Origin of the sequence: Pseudomonas sp. P9_31, from assembly GCF_034008235.1 — a bacterium.
Lineage (GTDB): Bacteria > Pseudomonadota > Gammaproteobacteria > Pseudomonadales > Pseudomonadaceae > Aquipseudomonas.
Window position 1 is genome coordinate 1,856,953 of sequence record NZ_CP125375.1, and the last position, 19,715, is coordinate 1,876,667.

18 protein-coding genes are annotated in these 19,715 nt (G+C 59.8%); 12 read left to right on the forward strand and 6 right to left on the reverse strand.

From position 1 onward, the window contains the following. The first annotated feature begins 9 nt into the window (after nt 1-9). From QMK51_RS08435 to QMK51_RS08465, 7 genes are all read left to right on the forward strand, one after another. Entirely contained in the window at nt 10-366 is a 357-nt protein-coding gene (locus tag QMK51_RS08435; RefSeq protein WP_320393726.1) for a DUF4398 domain-containing protein, read from the forward strand. Continuing rightward, the gene (locus QMK51_RS08440; protein ID WP_258699661.1) at nt 363-1,175 is read left to right on the forward strand and encodes an OmpA family protein; all 813 of its coding nucleotides are present in this window, start codon (nt 363-365) and stop codon (nt 1,173-1,175) included. The genes QMK51_RS08435 and QMK51_RS08440 overlap by 4 nt, the downstream gene beginning before the upstream one ends. A 346-nt stretch (nt 1,176-1,521) precedes the next feature. Then, entirely contained in the window at nt 1,522-2,961 is a 1,440-nt protein-coding gene (locus QMK51_RS08445) for a PLP-dependent aminotransferase family protein (RefSeq protein WP_258699662.1), read from the forward strand. 87 nt (nt 2,962-3,048) lie between these two features. Further along, complete coding sequence (locus QMK51_RS08450) at nt 3,049-3,516, forward strand: translation initiation factor 2 (protein ID WP_258699663.1); 468 nt, start codon at nt 3,049-3,051, stop codon at nt 3,514-3,516. A 166-nt stretch (nt 3,517-3,682) separates the two neighbouring features. Continuing rightward, nucleotides 3,683-3,937 (forward strand): YkgJ family cysteine cluster protein, encoded by a 255-nt coding sequence (locus tag QMK51_RS08455; RefSeq protein ID WP_258699664.1) that lies wholly within the window; start codon nt 3,683-3,685, stop codon nt 3,935-3,937. 41 nt (nt 3,938-3,978) lie between these two features. Further along, nucleotides 3,979-4,581, forward strand: coding sequence for an START domain-containing protein (locus QMK51_RS08460; RefSeq protein WP_320393727.1), 603 nt, complete (start codon nt 3,979-3,981; stop codon nt 4,579-4,581). A 484-nt stretch (nt 4,582-5,065) separates the two neighbouring features. Beyond that, nucleotides 5,066-7,159, forward strand: a complete 2,094-nt coding sequence (locus tag QMK51_RS08465) for an LTA synthase family protein (protein ID WP_320393728.1) — start codon at nt 5,066-5,068, stop codon at nt 7,157-7,159. 60 nt (nt 7,160-7,219) lie between these two features. Here the strand turns inward: QMK51_RS08465 and QMK51_RS08470 are convergent, their stop codons facing one another. Next, on the reverse strand, nt 7,220-7,378 hold the full coding sequence (locus QMK51_RS08470) for a DUF3309 family protein (RefSeq protein ID WP_172901242.1): 159 nt from the start codon (nt 7,376-7,378) through the stop codon (nt 7,220-7,222). A 287-nt stretch (nt 7,379-7,665) separates the two neighbouring features. Between QMK51_RS08470 and QMK51_RS08475 the strand changes: the two genes are divergently transcribed. The 3 genes from QMK51_RS08475 (at nt 7,666) to csrA (ending at nt 9,217) form a co-directional block, all read left to right on the forward strand. Beyond that, nucleotides 7,666-8,481: an SDR family oxidoreductase gene (locus QMK51_RS08475; RefSeq protein WP_320393729.1), complete on the forward strand. Its 816-nt coding sequence runs from the start codon at nt 7,666-7,668 to the stop codon at nt 8,479-8,481. A 64-nt stretch (nt 8,482-8,545) separates the two neighbouring features. Further along, nucleotides 8,546-8,878: a YnfA family protein gene (locus QMK51_RS08480; RefSeq protein WP_320393730.1), complete on the forward strand. Its 333-nt coding sequence runs from the start codon at nt 8,546-8,548 to the stop codon at nt 8,876-8,878. Nucleotides 8,879-9,031: 153 nt separating this feature from the next. Beyond that, entirely contained in the window at nt 9,032-9,217 is a 186-nt protein-coding gene (csrA, locus tag QMK51_RS08485) for a carbon storage regulator CsrA (protein ID WP_320393731.1), read from the forward strand. A gap of 18 nt (nt 9,218-9,235) precedes the next feature. Here the strand turns inward: csrA and QMK51_RS08490 are convergent, their stop codons facing one another. The 5 genes from QMK51_RS08490 to mnmC form a co-directional block, all read right to left on the reverse strand. Further along, nucleotides 9,236-9,463, reverse strand: coding sequence for a YheU family protein (locus tag QMK51_RS08490; RefSeq protein WP_003199186.1), 228 nt, complete (start codon nt 9,461-9,463; stop codon nt 9,236-9,238). A gap of 158 nt (nt 9,464-9,621) precedes the next feature. After that, nucleotides 9,622-10,812 (reverse strand): osmoprotectant NAGGN system M42 family peptidase, encoded by a 1,191-nt coding sequence (locus QMK51_RS08495; RefSeq protein WP_320393732.1) that lies wholly within the window; start codon nt 10,810-10,812, stop codon nt 9,622-9,624. Nucleotides 10,813-10,971: 159 nt separating this feature from the next. Further along, nucleotides 10,972-12,717: an N-acetylglutaminylglutamine synthetase gene (gene ngg / locus QMK51_RS08500; RefSeq protein ID WP_320393733.1), complete on the reverse strand. Its 1,746-nt coding sequence runs from the start codon at nt 12,715-12,717 to the stop codon at nt 10,972-10,974. 3 nt (nt 12,718-12,720) lie between these two features. After that, entirely contained in the window at nt 12,721-14,493 is a 1,773-nt protein-coding gene (locus tag QMK51_RS08505) for an N-acetylglutaminylglutamine amidotransferase (RefSeq protein WP_320393734.1), read from the reverse strand. A 122-nt stretch (nt 14,494-14,615) separates the two neighbouring features. Further along, complete coding sequence (gene mnmC, locus QMK51_RS08510) at nt 14,616-16,598, reverse strand: bifunctional tRNA (5-methylaminomethyl-2-thiouridine)(34)-methyltransferase MnmD/FAD-dependent 5-carboxymethylaminomethyl-2-thiouridine(34) oxidoreductase MnmC (RefSeq protein WP_320393735.1); 1,983 nt, start codon at nt 16,596-16,598, stop codon at nt 14,616-14,618. A 208-nt stretch (nt 16,599-16,806) separates the two neighbouring features. On the opposite strand from mnmC, the gene pap reads away from it, so the two are divergent. Next, nucleotides 16,807-18,330: a polyphosphate:AMP phosphotransferase gene (pap, locus tag QMK51_RS08515; RefSeq protein WP_320393736.1), complete on the forward strand. Its 1,524-nt coding sequence runs from the start codon at nt 16,807-16,809 to the stop codon at nt 18,328-18,330. Between the two features lie 105 nt (nt 18,331-18,435). Further along, complete coding sequence (locus QMK51_RS08520; protein ID WP_258699674.1) at nt 18,436-19,620, forward strand: thiolase family protein; 1,185 nt, start codon at nt 18,436-18,438, stop codon at nt 19,618-19,620. Nucleotides 19,621-19,715: the final 95 nt, after the last annotated feature.

Below are 19,715 nucleotides of genomic sequence, written 5' to 3' on the forward strand. Positions count from 1 at the left end.
GGATTTTTAGTGAGTATTCGACCTCTTTTCGCTGCCCTGGCCGTTCTGGCTCTGGCGGGTTGTGCAGCCGATCCGGCGCCGAATGAACAAATGCGCCTGACCGAACAGGCCCTCGAGCAAGCCAAGGCCGTGGGTGCTACCGCCGATGAAGTGCCGGAGCTGAAACTGGCCCAGGACAAGTTCAACCGTGCCAAAGGCAACATGGCCGACCAGTCCTTCAAGAACGCGCGCATGCGGGCCGAACAGGCCGAGCTGGACGCGCGCCTGGCCGAAGCCCGGGTCCTGACCCTCAAGAGCGAGGAGCAGTTGAACGTGCTCAATACCCGCATCACTCGCCTGCGCAAGCAACTGGGAGATGCCCAATGAGCCTCAAGACTCAAGTACTCGGCGGCTTGATCCTGGCTGGTTGCGCAAGCCTTTATGGCTGCGCCGGTCAACACAGCGAAGCCGCGTTACAGCAGGCTGGCGTCGACTTCCAGAAGGTCAAGGAAGACTCCAATGTGCTGCGCATCGCGCCCAAAGACGTGATCCGTGCCGGTGAGTCCCTTGCCCGCGCCGATCGCCTGTCCAGTTACTGGGGCAGCGGTTCGGACGTGTTGCATTACGCCTACCTGAGCCAGCGCTACAGCGAAATCGCCCGGGAACACACCAACCAGGTGCTCAATGAGGAGCGCGCGGCGAAGCTCGAACTCGAGCGTCAGCGCCTGCAACTGGCCCTGCGTGAGTCCAAGTTGCTCAGCGTGCAGCAACAGGGCAAGTGGATCGAAGAGCAGATCGTGGCGTTGGCGACCACCCAGACCGACCGTGGTCTGGTGATGACCTTGGGCGATGTGTTGTTCGATACCGGTGAAGCGGAGCTGAAAACCTCGGCGAACCGCGTGGTGCTGAAGATCGTCCAGTTCCTGCAGCTCAACCCCAAGCGTGTGGTGCGGATTGAGGGCTACACCGACAGCACTGGCGGTAAACAGGAAAACCTCAAGCTGTCCCGTGACCGTGCGCAATCGGTGGCTGACGTGCTGATGGACCTGGGCATCGACGACAAACGCATCCAGGTCGAAGGTTATGGCGATGAATACCCGGTGGACGCCAACGCGTCCGAGCGCGGTCGTGCACAGAACCGTCGGGTGGAAATTGTGTTCTCCGACGAAAAAGGCCAGCTTGGCGCCGCCCGCTAAGGGCTGCGTCACTGGATAAACGCCAGAAATCCTGTAGGACGTATGAGCTGTCGAGTGAAACGAGGCTGCGATCTTTTGATCTTTCGCTTGGGATTCAAGTGGGCCAGGAAAGATCGCAGCCTCGTTTCACTCGACAGCTCCTACCAGCTTCTACGCAGCTCCTATGGCCCGGCCTGTTCAGCAGTGCCGGGTTTTTTGTGCTTGCCGTGCCAATAAAAGCAGTACAGTTTTTGCTGACACTGCACTGTATGGTCGACTATTGTAGTAACTGTCCCAGTACACTTCTAAACTGTTCCGGTATTGTTCCACACAAGAATAAAATGCCCGTGAAATCGAGTGCTGCGTCATGACCAATCTCTTGCTCTATCAACGTATTGCTCAGCAACTGGCCGAAGACATCCGCCGTGGTGTCTATCAACCGGGGGAGCGCGTGCCTTCGGTGCGCAAGATGAGCTCGCAGCTCAACGTCAGCCATGCGACGGTGTTGCAGGCCTATGCCAACCTTGAGGATCAGGGGCTGATCCGCGCCCGGCCGCAATCCGGTTATTACGTGCACCAGACGCCGGCCCTGACGGCGCCCACCCCGGACATCGCCCGGGTCGAGCGCCCCGGCCTTGTCACCCGCAGCAGCATCATTCAGCAAGTCCTGGTCGAATCCCGTCGCGAAGGTGTTTTTCCGTTGGGCGCGGCTGTGCCGAGTGTCGATTATCTGCCGGTGCGGGCGCTGCATCAGCAACTGGCCAAAGTCACTCGTTTCCATAGCCCGCGGGCATTCAGCTACATGTTCAGCCCCGGTTTCGAGCCGTTGCGTCGGCAAGTGGCGATCCGCATGCGCGATGCCGGCGTGGTGGTCGACCCGTCGGAAGTGGTCATCACCCACGGCTGTGTCGATGCGTTGCAGATGTCTTTGCGCGTGTTGACCCGGCCGGGCGATTTGATCGCCGCCGAATCGCCAACCTATTACGGTTTGCTGCAACTGGCCGACCTGCTGGGGTTGAAAGTCATCGAGATTCCCAGCGATCCGGCCACCGGCATGAGCCTCGAGGCTCTGCAACTGGCGGCCAACCAGTGGTCGATCAAGGCGTTGGTGCTGACCACGCGTCTGAGCAACCCCTTGGGCGGCACCATGCCCGAAGAACGGCAAAAACAATTGCTGCGTCTGGCCTCGGATTTCGATATCCAGGTCGTTGAAGACGATATTTACGGCGAACTGATGTTCGAACAGGGTCGCACCAAATCGCTCAAGGCCTACGACCGGCTGGATCGGGTGATCTATTGCTCCAGCTTCTCCAAAACCCTGTCACCGGGCGTGCGGATCGGCTGGATGATTGCCGGCAAGTACCAACAGGAAATCCAGCGCTTGCAGACCTTCAGCACGCATTCGGCTTGCAGCGTCACGCAAATGGGCATTGCGGCTTACCTGGAGAACGGTGGCTACGACCGGCATTTGCGCTATATCCGTCAGGAGTACCGCAAGAACCTCAGCGCTTTCCAGCTGGGGGTGCAGCAGTACTTCCCGGAAGGCACGCAGATGACCCGGCCCACTGGCGGTTTCATTCTGTGGGTCAGCCTGCCGGGGCGGGTCAACACGCAGGAGCTGCATGTGCGTGCATTGCAGCAGGGCATCAGCATTGCGCCGGGGCTGATTTTCAGTAACACCGAGCAGTTCAATCACTGCATTCGCCTGAACTGTGGCATCCCCTGGAACCGCGAGGCCGAGCGTGCATTGATGACGCTGGGGTTGCTGGCGACGCAACTTTGTCAGGAGACGGCGAGCGGTTTTTGACCTGCCGGGCAGTTGTGAACTGCCCGCTTGTCTTGTTGTCGCCAACAGGCGAGCATATGAGCCTCTGCCGTTCGTGTCGTTGGGTCCATGAAACCGATTTTTCCTGTCGCATGGCTGTTGATCTGCCTGTTGATGACCTGTCACGCGCAAGGTGTCATGGCGGCTTCCGTTCAGGAAAAAACGACAGCCAGCACAACCGCGAAAAAACCGGCCCCGGTCAAAAAAGCCGCACCGGTCAATAAGAAGGCTGCTGCGGTCAAAAAACGCCCCCCCATTGCTTCCAAGTCGAAACCGGCCAGTGAAGTCGTGAAAGCCAAACTCCCTCCCGCCAGTCTCGACTTGAGCTTGCCCAAGGACATGGTCGAAGAACTGAAACCGGTCGGCACAGTACCGTTGCCCCGACACGATGCGGTGTTGCCGCAAATGTTCGGTGACAAGAGCAGTCCGTTCCAGCTTAACGGTCGCCTGATCAGCAATGAAATGAAACTGCAACTGCGCAATGAAGAGCGCCGGGAAGTTGAAGGCGCGGCGCTGGAATTCGAATTCAAGCAGTAAATTTTCCCCATTCGTGACCCGCGGACCAGACGCTTTGTCGGAGACTGGCCAGTCACATTCGTTTGAGTGAAAAAACCCGGGCTCTGGTAATTTTAAACAGCCGTTTTAGCCGTTACTCTGTGCCACGTCCCTTTAACACATTGCCCGTCGCGAGGAGCTTGTCGTCATGAGATGCCGTGAAGGCTGTGGCGCCTGTTGCATTGCCCCTTCCATCAGTTCGCCGATTCCCGGCATGCCCAATGGCAAAGCCGCCGGAGAACGTTGCGTACAACTGTCTGCCGATAACCTGTGCAGTATTTTTGGCAAGCCGGAACGTCCTGCGGTGTGTTCAGCGTTTGAAGCCGATGTCGAGGTCTGTGGAAGCAGCCGCGACGAAGCGATCAAGTTGCTGGGCTGGTGGGAGAAAATGACGGTCGCGTGATGTGTTCAACGAACGGAACTTCAACAATAAGGAATAAGATTATGGGTTCGCTGCATCGTATGGCTGTGCTGTGTGGTTTGACTGTTTTGCTGGCCTCCACGGCTCAGGCCGAAGACTGGGAAACCGCCAAGGACGAAGACGGTATAAAAGTGTCCTTGAGTGAAGTGGCCGGTTCCCAATACAAGGCTTACCGCGGCGTAACCGTCATGAAGACCACCATGGCCAAACTGCGTGCATTGCAGGAAGACGTTCCAGGTGCCTGTGCCTGGATTCACGAGTGCAAGACCCAGAAGCTGCTCAAACACGAAGGCAATCAGAGTTGGACTTACACCCAGTTCAATACCCCCTGGCCGGTCACTGCTCGCGATTCGGTGATGCATGTCACCACCGTTGAAGGCGCCGATGGCAGTCTGACCCGCGAACTGGAAGGGCAGCCGAAGTACCTTCCGGAAGAAAAGGGCTTTGTACGGGTCGCCCAGGTCAAAGGTTTCTGGAAGCTCGTGCCTAAAGGCGATCAAGTTGAAGTGACTTATCAGGTTCACACCGATCCAGGCGGCAGAGTACCGTCGTGGCTGGCCAACAAGTTCGTGGTCGACGCGCCGTTCAATACCCTTAAAGCCTTGAAAGAACGCGCCGAGAAGTAATCGCGTACTCTTTTGATACGGCCCGTTCAACAACGCCCCGACTGGTTCGGGGCGTTTGCGTTTCTTACTGAGGGCGGGGCGTTATTTTGTTACCGGATATGCGTTGCACGAAATTTTCACAAGGCCTCCAAGACAATTCACCCGCGCCCCAACGAGTCAACCCCGCAACTTTGCGCCACGCTGCTTGTCCCAGAGCGCTAAGTAATCAATGGTAATGCCGCGGTTGATCGTGCAACATTTGCGCACCGCGCACGCCCCGGGGCCGAGAATGGCCAACAGAGGGCAAGACGCCTAATGCCAGTTCAGTCAAGCGCAATCCATGTGGGAGCAGGCTTGCTCGCGAAAGCGGTGTGTCAGACGACATCAATGTTGACTGTGCCGCGGTCTTTGCGAGCAACCCCGCTCCCACAGGTTGACCGATCAGCATTAGGCAAGGCGCTGCTGTATTTTTGAAACTTCAACTTCCAATGGGTCCTAAAACGACATGGCAAACCCGGACGCCCTGAGTCAGCAGCGAGCTTCTAGTCGCCTGCTGCAACCGACCGTCAAATCGCATCTGGCCTACACGCTGTTGTGTGCCCTGATCATGATGGTCATGTTCAGCCTGCTGCGCGTCGCGCTGCTGGTCTACAACCGCTCGATGATCCTCGACACACCGGCTTCGACCTTCCTGGAAGCGTTCGCCAACGGCCTGCGTTTCGACTTGCGCCTGGTGGTTTACCTCAGCGTTCCGCTGCTGCTGGCCCTGTTCAGCGCCCGGGCCATGGCGGCCCGCGGGTTCTTCCGGTTCTGGCTGACCGTTGCCTCGAGCATCGCGCTGTTCCTCGGCCTGATGGAGATGGACTTCTACCGCGAGTTCCACCAGCGCCTCAACGGCCTGGTCTTCCAGTACGTGAAAGAAGACCCGAAAACCGTGATGAGCATGCTCTGGTATGGTTTCCCGGTGGTTCGCTATCTGTTGGCCTGGGCCGTGGGCACGCTGATTCTGACTCTCGCGCTCAAGGGCGCCGACCGCGCCACGCGTCCTCGCGGGCCGTTCAGCGGTGGCAGCATTGGCACGCGCCAGGTCGCGCCGTGGTATGCGCGCGGCGTGGTGTTCGTGGTCTGCCTGCTGGTCTGCGTGGTCGCGGCTCGTGGCACCCTGCGTCAGGGCCCGCCCCTGCGCTGGGGTGACGTTTACACCACCGACTCCAACTTCGCCAACCAGTTGGGCCTCAACGGTACGCTGTCGCTGATCGCGGCGGCCAAGAGCCGGATGTCCGAAGAACGCGACAATATCTGGAAAGCCACACTGGAACAGCCTCTGGCTCAGCAGACCGTGCGCGATATGTTGCTGACCCCGAGCGACAAGCTGGTCGATTCCGAGACCGCCGCGGTGCGCCGCAACTACAGCCCAGATACCAACAAGACACTGCCGATCAAGAACGTCGTGGTGATCCTGATGGAAAGCTTCGCCGGTCACTCGGTGGGCGCTCTGGGACGTCCGGGCGAGATCACGCCGTACTTTGACAAACTGTCGAAAGAAGGCCTGTTGTTCGACCGTTTCTTCTCCAACGGTACCCATACCCACCAGGGCATGTTCGCTACCATGGCCTGCTTCCCGAACCTGCCAGGTTTCGAATACCTGATGCAGACCCCGGAAGGCAGCCACAAACTGTCCGGCCTGCCGCAGTTGCTCAGCGCTCGTGACTACGACGATGTGTACGTCTACAACGGCGACTTCTCTTGGGACAACCAGTCGGGCTTCTTCAGCAACCAGGGCATGACCAACTTCATCGGGCGCAATGACTTCGTCAACCCGGTGTTCTCCGACCCTACCTGGGGTGTGTCTGACCAGGACATGTTCAACCGTGGCCTGGAAGAACTGAAAACCCGTGACGGCAAGGACAAGAAACCGTTCTATGCCTTGCTGCAAACCCTGTCCAACCACACGCCATACGCTTTGCCGACGCCATTGCCGGTGGAGCGCGTGACCGATCGTGGCAGCCTCAATGAACACTTGACCGCCATGCGCTACTCCGACTGGGCGTTGGGTCAGTTCTTTGAAAAGGCCCGTAAAGAGCCGTATTTCAAGGAAACCCTGTTTGTGATCGTCGGCGACCACGGTTTTGGTAACGAACAGCAGATCACCGAAATGGACCTGGGCCGCTTCAACGTGCCGATGCTGATGATCGGCCCGGGCATCCAGGAAAAATTCGGTCAGGTCGACCACACCGTGGGCACCCAGATCGACATCGTGCCGACCATCATGGGCCGCATTGGTGGCGACGTGGTTCATCAATGCTGGGGGCGCGATTTGCTGAACCTGCCGGAAGGTGACAAAGGCTTCGGCATGATCAAGCCGTCAGGCAGCGATCAGACGGTCGCGTTGCTCACGGCTGATCGCGTGCTGGTACTGCCTAAAGAGATGCCGCCGAGGTTGTATCAATACGAACTGGGCGCTAACCCGAAAGGTGAATTGATCCCGGCATCGGCTGACGAAGCTGCGCTGAAGCAGAAGCTCGAGTCGTTCATCCAGACGGCCACCAAGAGCCTGCTGGACAACACCGCCGGTGTGGTTGACGGCAAGCCGGACTAAGTTCTCCGGACATAAAAAGAGGCCCTTCGCAGGGCCTCTTTTTTTTTGCCGGTAAAATCTTTATATCTTGCCAAGCAGCAACAGGATCAACAACACCACCAACACTACGCCGATGATACCAGACGGGCCATAACCCCAACTTCTGGAATGCGGGAAGACCGGCAAACCACCTATCAACAACAGAATAAGAATAACGATAAGAATTGTGCCCATGTCTATTTCCTTGTTGGAAGCGTTGTGGATTGACCTAGGGTTTTAGCCATCAGCTGGACTTGTATTAATCCTAGCTGCTTACAAAATCCGACTCATGGATATGAGAAAAAATTCCAGGTTTTTTTAATGTATTTGGAAAGCACGCTTATTTCTTTTACTGCGTCTCAAAGTTGAAACAGCCGTACCGCGCCGCGGTTCATCGTTGGCCATTCAGCACTCTGATGGAGCGTGGGTCGCGCATTATCCTTCGCTACACTCGGTGCATCTTCCCCGGAACAACAAGGCTGTTTGCTATGCAAAATCGCATGATGATCACTGGCGCGGGCTCAGGCCTGGGTCGCGAAATCGCGCTGCGCTGGGCGCGTGAAGGCTGGCAGCTAGCCTTGTCGGATGTCAGTGAACCCGGCCTGCAAGAAACCCTGAAGCGGGTGCGCGAAGCCGGCGGCGACGGTTTCATCCTGCGTTGCGATGTGCGCGACTACAGTCAGCTGACCGCCTTCGCCCAAGCCTGCGAAGAGAAACTCGGCGGCATCGATGTCATCGTCAACAACGCGGGTGTGGCCTCGGGCGGTTTCTTCAGTGAACTGTCGCTGGAGGATTGGGACTGGCAGATCGCGATCAACCTGATGGGCGTGGTCAAGGGCTGCAAGGCCTTCCTGCCGCTGCTGGAGAAAAGTAAAGGCAAGATCATCAACATCGCCTCGATGGCGGCCCTGATGCAAGGCCCGGCCATGAGCAACTACAACGTGGCCAAGGCGGGCGTAGTGGCGTTGTCCGAAAGCCTGTTGATCGAACTGGCCCACGAGGAAGTCAGCGTGCATGTGGTCTGCCCGTCGTTCTTCCAGACCAATCTGCTGGACTCTTTCCGCGGCCCGACCCCGGCCATGAAAGCCCAGGTCGGCAAATTGCTGGAAAGCTCGCCGATTACCGCTGCCGACATTGCCGACTACATCTATCAGCAGGTCGCCGCCGGCGAATTCTTGATCCTGCCTCACGAACAGGGGCGCATGGCCTGGGCGATCAAGCAGAAAAACCCGCAATTGCTCTACAACGAAATGACCGTGATGGCCGACAAAATGCGCGCCAAGGCCAAACAAAACGCAAGCTGAACTTGCCCGTGCGCAACAGCGTCGTTAGGGTGGCCGCAACCGGCCATCCTAACGAGACCTCTGCATGCTCAATTACCTGTGGTTTTTCCTCGCCGCGCTGTTTGAAATCTCCGGCTGCTTCGCCTTCTGGATGTGGCTGCGCCAAGGTAAAAGCGTCTTGTGGGTCATCCCTGCGTTGCTCAGCCTGATCTTGTTCGCGTTGTTGCTGACACGTGTCGAAGCGAGCTACGCCGGCCGCGCCTATGCCGCCTACGGTGGCATCTACATCATTGCGTCGATCGGCTGGCTGGCGGTGGTCGAGCGGATTCGTCCACTGGGCTCGGACTGGATTGGCGTGGCGCTGTGTGTGCTTGGGGCGAGTGTCATCCTGTTTGGTCCGCGCTTCTCTGCTTCCTGAAGGATCGGTCCTTCATTCAACCGGTTTGTCGGACGCGTCCGTCAGGGCGATGCATCTTGCGCTGTAGGGCGGGACTGTTTTGCTGCTGTTGCATTGAAGACCCGCCACGCGCCGGGCATCTTCAAGGGCCGGTCATCCAGAAGGACGAATGCCATGCTTGTACTCAGTCGCGTTGTGGGCGAGTTGATATCCATTGGTGACAACATTTCCGTGCGGGTTCTTGCCGTCAACGGAAGCAGCGTGCGCTTCGGTATTGAAGCGCCGCAGCAGGTCAACGTACACCGCGCCGAAGTCTATGAGCGCATCCAGATCAAACAGGCAAAAGCCAAAGCTCGTTAGGGGGCGTTTTCAAGGGCCTCAGTCGAACAGGTGCTTGGGCACGTCGTGCTTGAGCATCAACTGGCATTGCTCGCTTTCCGGATCGAAGACGATCAGTGCCTGGCCCTTGGTCAATGCCTGACGGACACGCAAGACACGGGTTTCCAGCGGTGTGTCGTCGCCGTTGTCCGTGCCGTCACGGGTCACGAAATCCTCGATCAGACGGGTCAGCGTATCGACTTCAAGTTGGTCGTGTGGGATCAGCATAGGCACCTCGGCTAAACAATGGCGCGATGCTACGGCGGTTATGAACGCATCACCAGTAGGAGCTGCCGAAGGCTGCGATCTTTTGATCTTTGCACCTGTTGCATCGCTGCAGATCAAGATTCAAAGATCGCAGCCTTCGGCAGCTCCTACAGTTCGCCTTAGCTGTCTGTGCGCTGCCCAATCAAACTATCGACCGACGGTACTCGTGTATCGCTTTCCATCTGTGTGTCGTGTTCTATCTGGTGACTGAACCGGTCCAGCGATCCCGTGGCCGGTTGTGCATCGCTGGCGAACACCGGTGGGCTGAGGATGTAGGCACCGAGCAAACGGCTGAGGGCGGCGAGGCTGTCGATGTGGGTGCGTTCATAGCCGTGGGTGGCGTCACAACCGAAGGCCAGCAGGGCGGTGCGAATGTCGTGGCCGGCAGTGACGGCCGAGTGAGCATCGCTGAAGTAATAGCGGAACAGGTCCCGACGCGCCGGCAGTTCGTTGTCGCTGGCCAGACGCAGCAGGTGCCGCGACAGGTGATAGTCATAAGGCCCGCCGGAATCCTGCATCGCCACGCTCACCGCGTGTTCGCTGGAGTGTTGGCCGGGCGCGACCGGCGCAATGTCGATGCCGACGAATTCGCTGACGTCCCAGGGCAGGGCCGCCGCCGCACCGCTGCCGGTTTCTTCGGTGATGGTGAACAGCGGATGGCAGTCGATCATCAACTCTTCGCCGCTGTCGACAATCGCTTTCAGCGCCGCCAGCAGTGCGGCAACGCCGGCCTTGTCATCGAGGTGACGGGCGCTGATGTGGCCGCTTTCTGTGAACTCCGGCAGCGGGTCGAAGGCGACGAAATCGCCGACGCTGATCCCCAGCGAGTCGCAATCGGCGCGGGTGGCGCAATAGGCGTCCAGGCGCAATTCGATGTGATCCCAGCTGATCGGCATTTCATCCACGGCGGTGTTGAATGCGTGCCCGGAGGCCATCAACGGCAACACGCTGCCGCGGATCACGCCGTTGTCGGTGAACAGACTGACGCGGCTGCCCTCGGCAAAACGGCTGGACCAGCAACCGACTGGCGCCAGGGTCAGGCGGCCGTTGTCCTTGATCGCGCGAACCGCCGCGCCAATGGTATCCAGGTGGGCGGAAACCGCGCGGTCCGGGCTGTTCTTCTTGCCCTTGAGGGTGGCACGGATGGTGCCGCGACGGGTCATTTCAAAGGGAATACCCAGCTCTTCAAGACGCTCGGCGACGTACCGCACAATGGTGTCGGTGAACCCGGTCGGGCTGGGAATGGCGAGCATTTCCAGCAGGACTTTTTGCAGGTAATTGAGATCCGGTTCGGGAATTTTGCGGGTCATGGAAACTCCTGATGAAGTGAGAGCATCGGTTTCGATGAGGAGAAGAGTGTGTGATCCGTCAGGGCCCCATCGCGAGCAGGCTCGCTCCCACAGGGGAATGCGGTCAAATGTGGGAGCGAGCCTGCTCGCGATGGCGATGGAACAGGCGACACATCAATGTCAGGCCGCCGGCTGACTATGCGGAAACAACAAATCCACAAACCGCTCGGCCGTCGGCTGCGGTTCATGGTTGGCCAGCCCCGCGCGCTCGTTGGCTTCGATAAACACATACTCCGGCTGGTCGGCGGCCGGCACCATCAGGTCGAGCCCGACCATCGGAATATCCAGCGCCCGCGCCGCGCGCACTGCCGCGTCCACCAGGGTTGGATGCAGGATCGCCGTGACGTCTTCAAGAATGCCGCCGGTATGAAGGTTCGCCGTGCGCCGTACGAACAGATGCTCGCCGGCCGGCAGAATGCTGCTGTAGTCGTAACCCGCCGCCTGCAATGTGCGCTGGGTCTCATGGTCCAGCGGGATCTTGCTTTCACCGCTGGTGGCGGCCTGACGGCGACGGCTCTGGGCCTCGATCAGCGCCCCGATGGAATACTGACCATCACCCACCACTTCCGCCGGCCGGCGAATGGCGGCCGCGACGACCTCGAATCCGATCACCAGAATCCGCAAATCGAGGCCTTCGTGAAAACTTTCCAGCAGCACTCGACTGTCGAATGCGCGGGCGTTTTCGATGGCTTGCTGGACCTCTTCGATGCTACGTAAATCCACCGCCACCCCTTGGCCCTGTTCACCGTCCAGCGGTTTGACCACCACCCGTTGGTGCTCGTCGAGAAACGCCAGATTGTCGTCCGCGCTCCCCGCCCGTTGTTGGGCTGGCAGTTTAAGACCGGCATTTTTCAGCGCCTTGTGGGTCAGGCTCTTGTCCTGACACAAGGTCATGCTGATGGCGCTCGTCAGATCGCTCAGGGATTCGCGACAACGCACGCGGCGAGTACCGTGCGTCAAGGTGAACAGACCGGCTTGCGCATCGTCCACTTGCACATCAATGCCGCGGCGATGAGCCTCCTCGACGATGATTCGCGCATACGGATTGAACTCGGCCTCGGGGCCCGGGCCAAGAAACAACGGCTGATTGATGCCGTTCTTGCGCTTGATGGCGAAGGTCGACAAGTTGCGAAAACCGAGCTTGGCGTAAAGACTTTTCGCCTGACGGTTGTCGTGCAACACGGACAGGTCCAGGTAGCTCAGGCCACGACTCATGAAGTGTTCGATCAAGTGCCGCACCAACACCTCACCGACACCTGGACGGGGGCATTGCGGATCGACCGCCAGGCACCAGAGGCTGCTGCCGTTTTCCGGGTCGTTGAATGCCTTGTGATGATTGAGGCCCATGACGCTGCCGATGATTGCGCCGCTGTCCTCATCTTCGGCCAGCCAATACACCGGGCCGCCCTGATGGCGTGGGGTCAGCAAGCTGGCGTCGATCGGCAGCATGCCGCGGGCCTGATACAGCTGATTGGTCGCCTGCCAGTCCGCCTCGCTTTGCGCCCGACGGATGCGGAAACCGCGAAATACCCGGGTGGCCTGTCGGTAATCGCTGAACCACAGGCGCAAGGTGTCGGACGGGTCGAGAAACAACTGGGCAGGCTCCAGCCCCAGCACTTGCTGGGGAGCGGCGACGTACAGGGCGATGTCCCGTTCACCGGGCTGCTCATTGAGCAACTCTTGGGCGAGGCTCGCGGCATCGGGAAAGGTATGGCCGATCAGCAACCGGCCCCAGCCGCAATGCACGGCTATCGGCGCAGCACCGAGTTCACTGCCGTCTTCGGCCAGGCGTGCCTGCAAGCGTTCGTAGGAGGGGGCCTGACCGCGCAACAAGCGTTGGCTGTAAGCCGTGGCGTGGGGTTTCATCGATCAGATTCCTTGTTCGCTGAGCCACAGGTTCAGGGCCGCCAATTGCCACAGCCTGGAGCCGCGCAACGGGGTCAGTTGACCTTGCGGATCGGTCAGCAGGCGGTCGAGCATGGCGGGGTTGAACAGGCCGCGATCCTGACTCGGGTCGAGCAGCAATTCACGCACCCAATTCAGCGTGTCGCCCTGCAAATGTTTGAGTCCCGGCACTGGGAAGTAGCCTTTTTTACGGTCGATCACCTCACTCGGAATGACCCGTCGCGCCGCCTCTTTCAACACCTGCTTGCCGCCATCTGGCAGTTTGAATTTACCCGGCACCCGCGCCGATAATTCCACCAGGCGATAGTCGAGAAACGGCGTACGCGCTTCCAGACCCCAGGCCATGGTCATGTTGTCGACCCGTTTGACCGGGTCGTCCACCAGCATCACGGTGCTGTCCAGACGCAGGGCTTTGTCCACCGCCGCATCGGCACCGGACTGGGCGAAATGTTCCTTCACGAAGTCACCGGCCGCGTCGTTGGCCGTCAGCCATTTCGGCTGCACCGTGGCGGTGTAGTCGGCGTAGCTGCGGTCAAAAAACGCATCGCGGTACGCTGTGTACGGATCGCTGGCGCCGTCCACCTGCGGGTACCAGTGATAACCGGCGAACAACTCGTCCGCGCCTTGGCCGCTCTGCACCACCTTGCAGTGCTTGGCCACTTCCCGGGACAGCAGGTAGAAGGCGATACAGTCGTGGCTGACCATCGGCTCGCTCATGGCGCGGAACGCTGCGGGCAGCTGATCGATGATCTCTTTTTCGTCGATGCGCAGTTGATGGTGCCGGGTGCCGTAGTGTTTGGCGATCAGGTCCGAATACTGGAACTCGTCACCGCGCTCGCCGCCAGCATCCTGAAAGCCGATGGAAAAGGTCGACAAGTCTTCGACCCCGACTTCGCGCAACAGCCCCACCAGCAAGCTCGAATCGACGCCACCCGAGAGCAGCACACCGACATCCACCGCTGCCCGCTGACGGATCGCCACCGCTTCACGGGTGCTGTCGAGTACGCGGTCGCGCCAGTCTTCAAGGGTCAGATTCAGCTCGTCGGCGTGTGGGCCGTAGGGCAGGGTCCACCAGGTTTTTTGCTCGGTGGTGCCGTCCGCTTCGATGCGCATCCAGCTCGCCGGGGGCAGTTTCTCGATGCCCGCCAACAAGGTGCGCGGGGCCGGGACCACTGCGTGGAAGTTCAGGTAATGATTGAGCGCCACCGGATCGAGGATCGGGTTGATGTCGCCGCCCTTGAGCAATGCCGGCAGGGCCGAGGCAAAGCGCAGGCGCTGGCCGGTACGCGACAGGTACAGCGGCTTCACGCCGAGACGGTCACGGGCAATGAACAGACGTTTGGCATCGCGCTCCCAAATGGCGAAGGCGAACATGCCGTTGAGCTTGGGCAACAGCGCTTCGCCCCAGGCGTGATAACCCTTGAGCAGCACTTCGGTGTCGCCACCGGAATAGAAGGCGTAACCGAGGCTTTCCAGCTCGGTACGCAGTTCCGGGAAGTTGTAGATCGCGCCGTTGAAAGCCAGGGACAGGCCCAACTGGTTGTCGATCATCGGCTGCGCCGAGCCGTCCGACAGGTCCATGATTTTCAGGCGCCGATGACCGAGGGCAATCGGGCCTTGGCTGTGGAAGCCCCACGCATCAGGGCCGCGAGGGGCCAGGTGATGGGTGATTCGTTCAATGGCTGCGAGGTCCGCAGGTTGATGGTCGAAACGTAATTCTCCAGCTAATCCGCACATAAGTCCTTACCGGTTTTTCCGTTGGGGAGGGTCAATCGATACCCGCCAAAAACGGCAGGTACTCAGAAACTGACCCGGCTGAATCCCCGGAGTTTTAGACCGATAAGTTATAAGCGGGCGCGTCAGACTTTTCCGCGGATCAACTGGCGCAACGCAAAACGGTTGGGATGGCAAGCCTCGGCCACCACTTTGGGCAAGGGCAGCGGCTCGTTCTCAAGCCATGCCGCCAACAGCTCGCCAGACAATGGCGCGGTGATCAAACCGCGAGAACCATGGCCGCTGTTGACGTAAAAACCCTCGAGCCATGGGCAGGGGACGTCGGGCACTTGCCGGGCATCTTTGCTCAGCGCGGCATAGGCAGTGGCGAAGGTGGCCTGGTCGGCCAGTGGTCCGACGATCGGCAGGTAGTCGGGGCTGGTGCAGCGGAACGCCGCGCGCCCTTCTAGCTGCTGCGGCTCCAGGTCTTGAACATGCAGACGGGCGACCAAGTCGGTGGATATTTCTTCGAGCAACGCCAGGTTGCCGAGGTGCTCGGCGACGGTCGGGGTCAGATCATCGCTCTTGAAATCGAAGCTGGCGCCAAGGGTGTGTTCGCCCAGGCGAGCGGGAGCCACGTAGCCTTCGGCGCAGACGACGGTCGCCAGGCTCTGGCTTTCAGGGGTTTGCGCCAGTCGGGTGATCTGGCCGCGAATGCGTTTGAGGGGCAGCTCGGCGCTCTGGGGAAACCGCTTGATCTCGGCGGCGCCGGCCAGAATCACCACGGGCGCGCTGGCCAGCAGTGCATCGCCGTCCCAGGCCTGCCATTGATCCTCCACCTTGCGCAGTCGCAGCACCTCGCGGTGGGGCAGCCACTGGATGTTCGTTGAGGACGCCTGCCACTGGCACAACGCAGGCGGATGAACCCAGCCACCTTCAGGGAAGAACAGGCCGCCGTGCTCCAGTTCGATGCCGGCCTGGGCCTGGGCCTGGGGTTGATCGAGCGGGTGCACCAGGCCTGGCGAAAAAGCTGCGGCCAACTGCGCCTGACGCTCGGCTTCCTTGGCATTGAAGGCCAATTGCAAGACCCCGCAATCGTCCCAGTCGACGCCGCGCTGTAATTGTTCCAGCAGGCGTCGGGTGTAACCGAAACCGCTGACGATCAATTGCGACAACGCGGTGCCATGGGCCGAAAGCTTGAGGTAAAGCACGCCTTGAGGATTGCCCGAAGCTTCCTGCGCCAGTGCTTCATGGCGTTCCAGCAGGCTCACTTGCCAGCCCCGTGCGGCGAGGCTGGCGGCACTGGCGCAACCGGCCAGCCCGGCGCCGATCACCAGGGCGCGGCGTTCGCCGGTCAGCGGGGTTGGGCGAGCGAACCACGGTTTAGTCGCGGTCGGTTCAGCGGTCTCTTCAGGCCAGCCAAGGAAGGTCCCCCGCAGGATCTCCCACTTGTGGCCGATACCTGGCGTGCGCTTCATCTTGAAGCCCGCCGCGTTCAACAGGCGGCGCACCCAGCCAGTGCTGGTGAAGGTGCTGATGGTCGAGCCGGGTGCCGCCAGGCGAGCCAGTTCGGCAAACAATTCGGCGGTCCACATGTCGGGGTTTTTCGCTGGGGCGAAACCGTCGAGAAACCAGGCGTCGATCTGTGCATCCAGTTGCGGTAACTGCTCCAGCGCGTCGCCGACCAGCAAGGTCAGAGTGACGCGGCCATTGCCCAGCACCAAGCGCTGGAAACCTTGATGGATCGCTACGTATTGCGCCAGCAGTTGATCGGCGAACGGCTTGAGATCTGGCCATAACGCCAGGGCTCGTTGCAGGTCGGGGGCGCTCAGCGGGTACTTTTCGACACTGACAAAATGCAGCCGTGCACCGGTCACCGCGTGTTGTTCGAACAACTGCCAGGCACAGAGAAAATTCAGCCCGGTGCCGAACCCGGTCTCGCCAATCACCAGTCGACCATTCACCGGCAATGCGGCGAAACGGTCACGCAAATCGTTTTGCTCCAGAAACACGTAACGGGTTTCTTCAAGGCCCGACTGGTCGGAAAAATACACATCATCGAACACCCGCGAGCGCGGGCGACCTTGGTCGTCCCAGTCGAGCTGGGCGTGGGGCAATACAGGTTTCATGGCAGGCTCGGCAACGGCAAGGGGGCCATTCTAGCCCGCCAGCTCGGAATGGTGGTTGCCGCAAAAGATCGCAGCCTTCGGCAGCTCCTACAGGTGTACGCCAATCCTTTGTTGGCGCTGCCGAAGGCTGCGATCTTTTGATCTTTTTTGCTTCACCGCAAACCTCCATCTTCCGCTAGTCTTGCTCAATCCTGGAAGGAGCCGCGCCATGTTCGAATCTGCCGAAATCGGTCATGCCATCGACAAAGAAACCTATGAAGCCGAAGTGCCGGCGTTGCGTGAAGCCTTGCTCGAAGCGCAGTTCGAACTTCGGCAGCAACACCGCTTTCCGGTCATCATTTTGATCAACGGCATCGAAGGGGCCGGCAAGGGCGAGACGGTCAAGTTGCTCAGCGAATGGATGGACCCGCGTTCGATCGAGGTCCGCACGTTCGACCAGCAGACCGACGAAGAGCTGGCGCGACCGCCGGCCTGGCGCTACTGGCGGATGCTCCCGGCCAAGGGGCGCATGGGTATTTTCTTCGGCAATTGGTATAGCCAGATGCTGCAGGGACGGGTTCACGGTTTGTTCAAGGATCCGCGACTCGATCAAGCCATCAACGGGGCCGAGCGGTTGGAGAAGATGCTGTACGACGAAGGCGCGTTGATCTTCAAGTTCTGGTTTCACCTCTCCAAGAAACAAATGAAAACGCGACTCAAGGCGCTGGCCGACGACCCGTTGCACAGTTGGCGCATCAGCCCGCTGGACTGGCAACAATCCGAGACCTACGACAAATTCGTGAAGTACGGCGAACGGGTGCTGCGCCGCACCAGTCGCGACTATGCGCCGTGGCATGTGATCGCCGGCGTGGACGCGCGCTATCGGAGCCTGACGGTCGGCAAGATCTTGCTCGAGGGTCTGCAGAGCGCGCTGAAGAGACCGAGGATTCACCCGCATAAAGTCAGCGCCGCGCCCTTGTTCCCCAGCGTCGATCAAGTGAATCTGCTCGATAGCCTGGACCTGACCCTGAACCTGGACAAGGACGATTACGAAGAGCAACTGATTACCGAGCAGGCACGGTTTTCCGGGCTGATGCGCGACAAGCGCATGCGTCGTCACGCGTTGATCGCGGTGTTCGAAGGCAACGACGCGGCAGGCAAGGGCGGGGCAATTCGTCGGGTGGCCGCGGCGCTCGACCCACGCCAGTACGACATCGTGCCGATCGCCGCGCCTACCGAGGAAGAACGGGCGCAGCCGTATCTCTGGCGTTTCTGGCGGCATATTCCGGCGCGGGGCAAATTCACTGTGTTCGACCGCTCCTGGTATGGCCGGGTGTTGGTGGAGCGCGTCGAAGGTTTTTGCAGCAAGGCGGACTGGATGCGCGCCTATGGCGAGATCAACAACTTCGAAGAGCAGATCGCCGATGCCGGGGTGATCGTGGCCAAGTTCTGGCTGGCCATCGATAAACAGACTCAGATGGAACGCTTTCAGGAGCGCGAACAGATCCCCTTCAAGCGCTTCAAGATCACTGAAGATGACTGGCGCAATCGCGATAAATGGGATGACTATCGCACCGCCGTTGGCGACATGGTCGATCGCACCAGCACTGAGATATCGCCCTGGACCCTGGTGGAAGCCAACGACAAGCGCTGGGCGCGGGTCAAGGTCCTGCGCACCATTAACCATGCGCTGGAAGAGGCCTTCGAAAAGTCCGACAAACGCGAGAAGAAACTGCAGAAAAACAAGCGCTGAACCGATGGCTACGCATACGCGGGGTGAATGATTGTCGCGGTCAGTCATGGGCTGGACTTATGCTCGTTCCAACTCCTGACTGACAACAACAATGAGGTGTATGCCATGCGTGAAGTGGTGATCGTCGACAGCGTGCGGACCGGCCTGGCCAAATCCTTTCGCGGCAAGTTCAACATGACCCGTCCGGACGACATGGCGGCCCACTGCGTCAATGCGCTGCTCACGCGCAATGACGTCGACCCGGCCAGTGTCGAGGATTGCATCGTCGGCGCCGGCTCCAACGAAGGCGCCCAGGGCTACAACATCGGTCGCAACGTCGCGGTGCTCTCGCACTTGGGTATCGGCACGGGAGGCATGACCCTTAACCGCTTCTGTTCGTCGGGCTTGCAGGCCATTGCCATTGCCGCCAACCAGATCGCTTCGGGTTGCAGCGACATCATTGTCGCCGGTGGCGTCGAATCCATCAGCCTGACCATGAAAAGCGTCAACACCGACAACCTGATCAACCCGCTGCTGAAAGAACAGGTGCCGGGCATCTATTTCCCCATGGGCCAGACCGCCGAGATCGTCGCGCGTCGTTACAACGTCAGCCGCGAAGAGCAGGACTTGTATGCCCTGCAAAGCCAGCAGCGTACCGCCCAGGCGCAGGCCGCCGGGTTGTTCAACGATGAAATCGTGCCAATGGCAGTGAAGTATCGCGTTGAAGACAAGACCACCGCTCAGGTGCAGATCCTCGACGGCATTGTCGATCACGACGACTGCAACCGCCCCGACACCACCCTTCAAAGTCTGGCCGGATTGAAACCGGTGTTTGCCGAAGACGGTTCGGTAACCGCCGGCAACTCGTCGCAATTGTCCGACGGCGCCTCGATGACCCTGGTGATGAGCCTGGAAAAAGCCCTGGCGCTGGGGCTCAAGCCCAAAGCCTTCTTTCGCGGTTTCGCCGTGGCCGGGTGCCAGCCGGACGAGATGGGCATCGGCCCGGTGTTCTCGGTGCCGAAGTTGCTCAAGGCCAAGGGGTTGCAGATTGCCGACATTGATCTGTGGGAGCTCAACGAAGCGTTCGCGTCCCAGTGCTTGTACAGCCGCAATCGGCTGGAAATCGATAACGACAAATACAACGTCAATGGCGGCTCGATTTCCATCGGCCATCCGTTCGGCATGACGGGGTCGCGTCAGGTCGGGCACATCGTGCGTGAGTTGCAGCGGCGTAACCTGCGTTACGGCATCGTCACCATGTGCGTGGGGGGCGGGATGGGGGCTACGGGGTTGTTTGAGGCGGTGCGTTAAATCTGCAAATTCGTGTTGTCTGATTGACCGCTATCGCGAGCAGGCTCGCTCCCACATTGATCACTGGTGTTCACCAATATTGTGTTCACCATAGA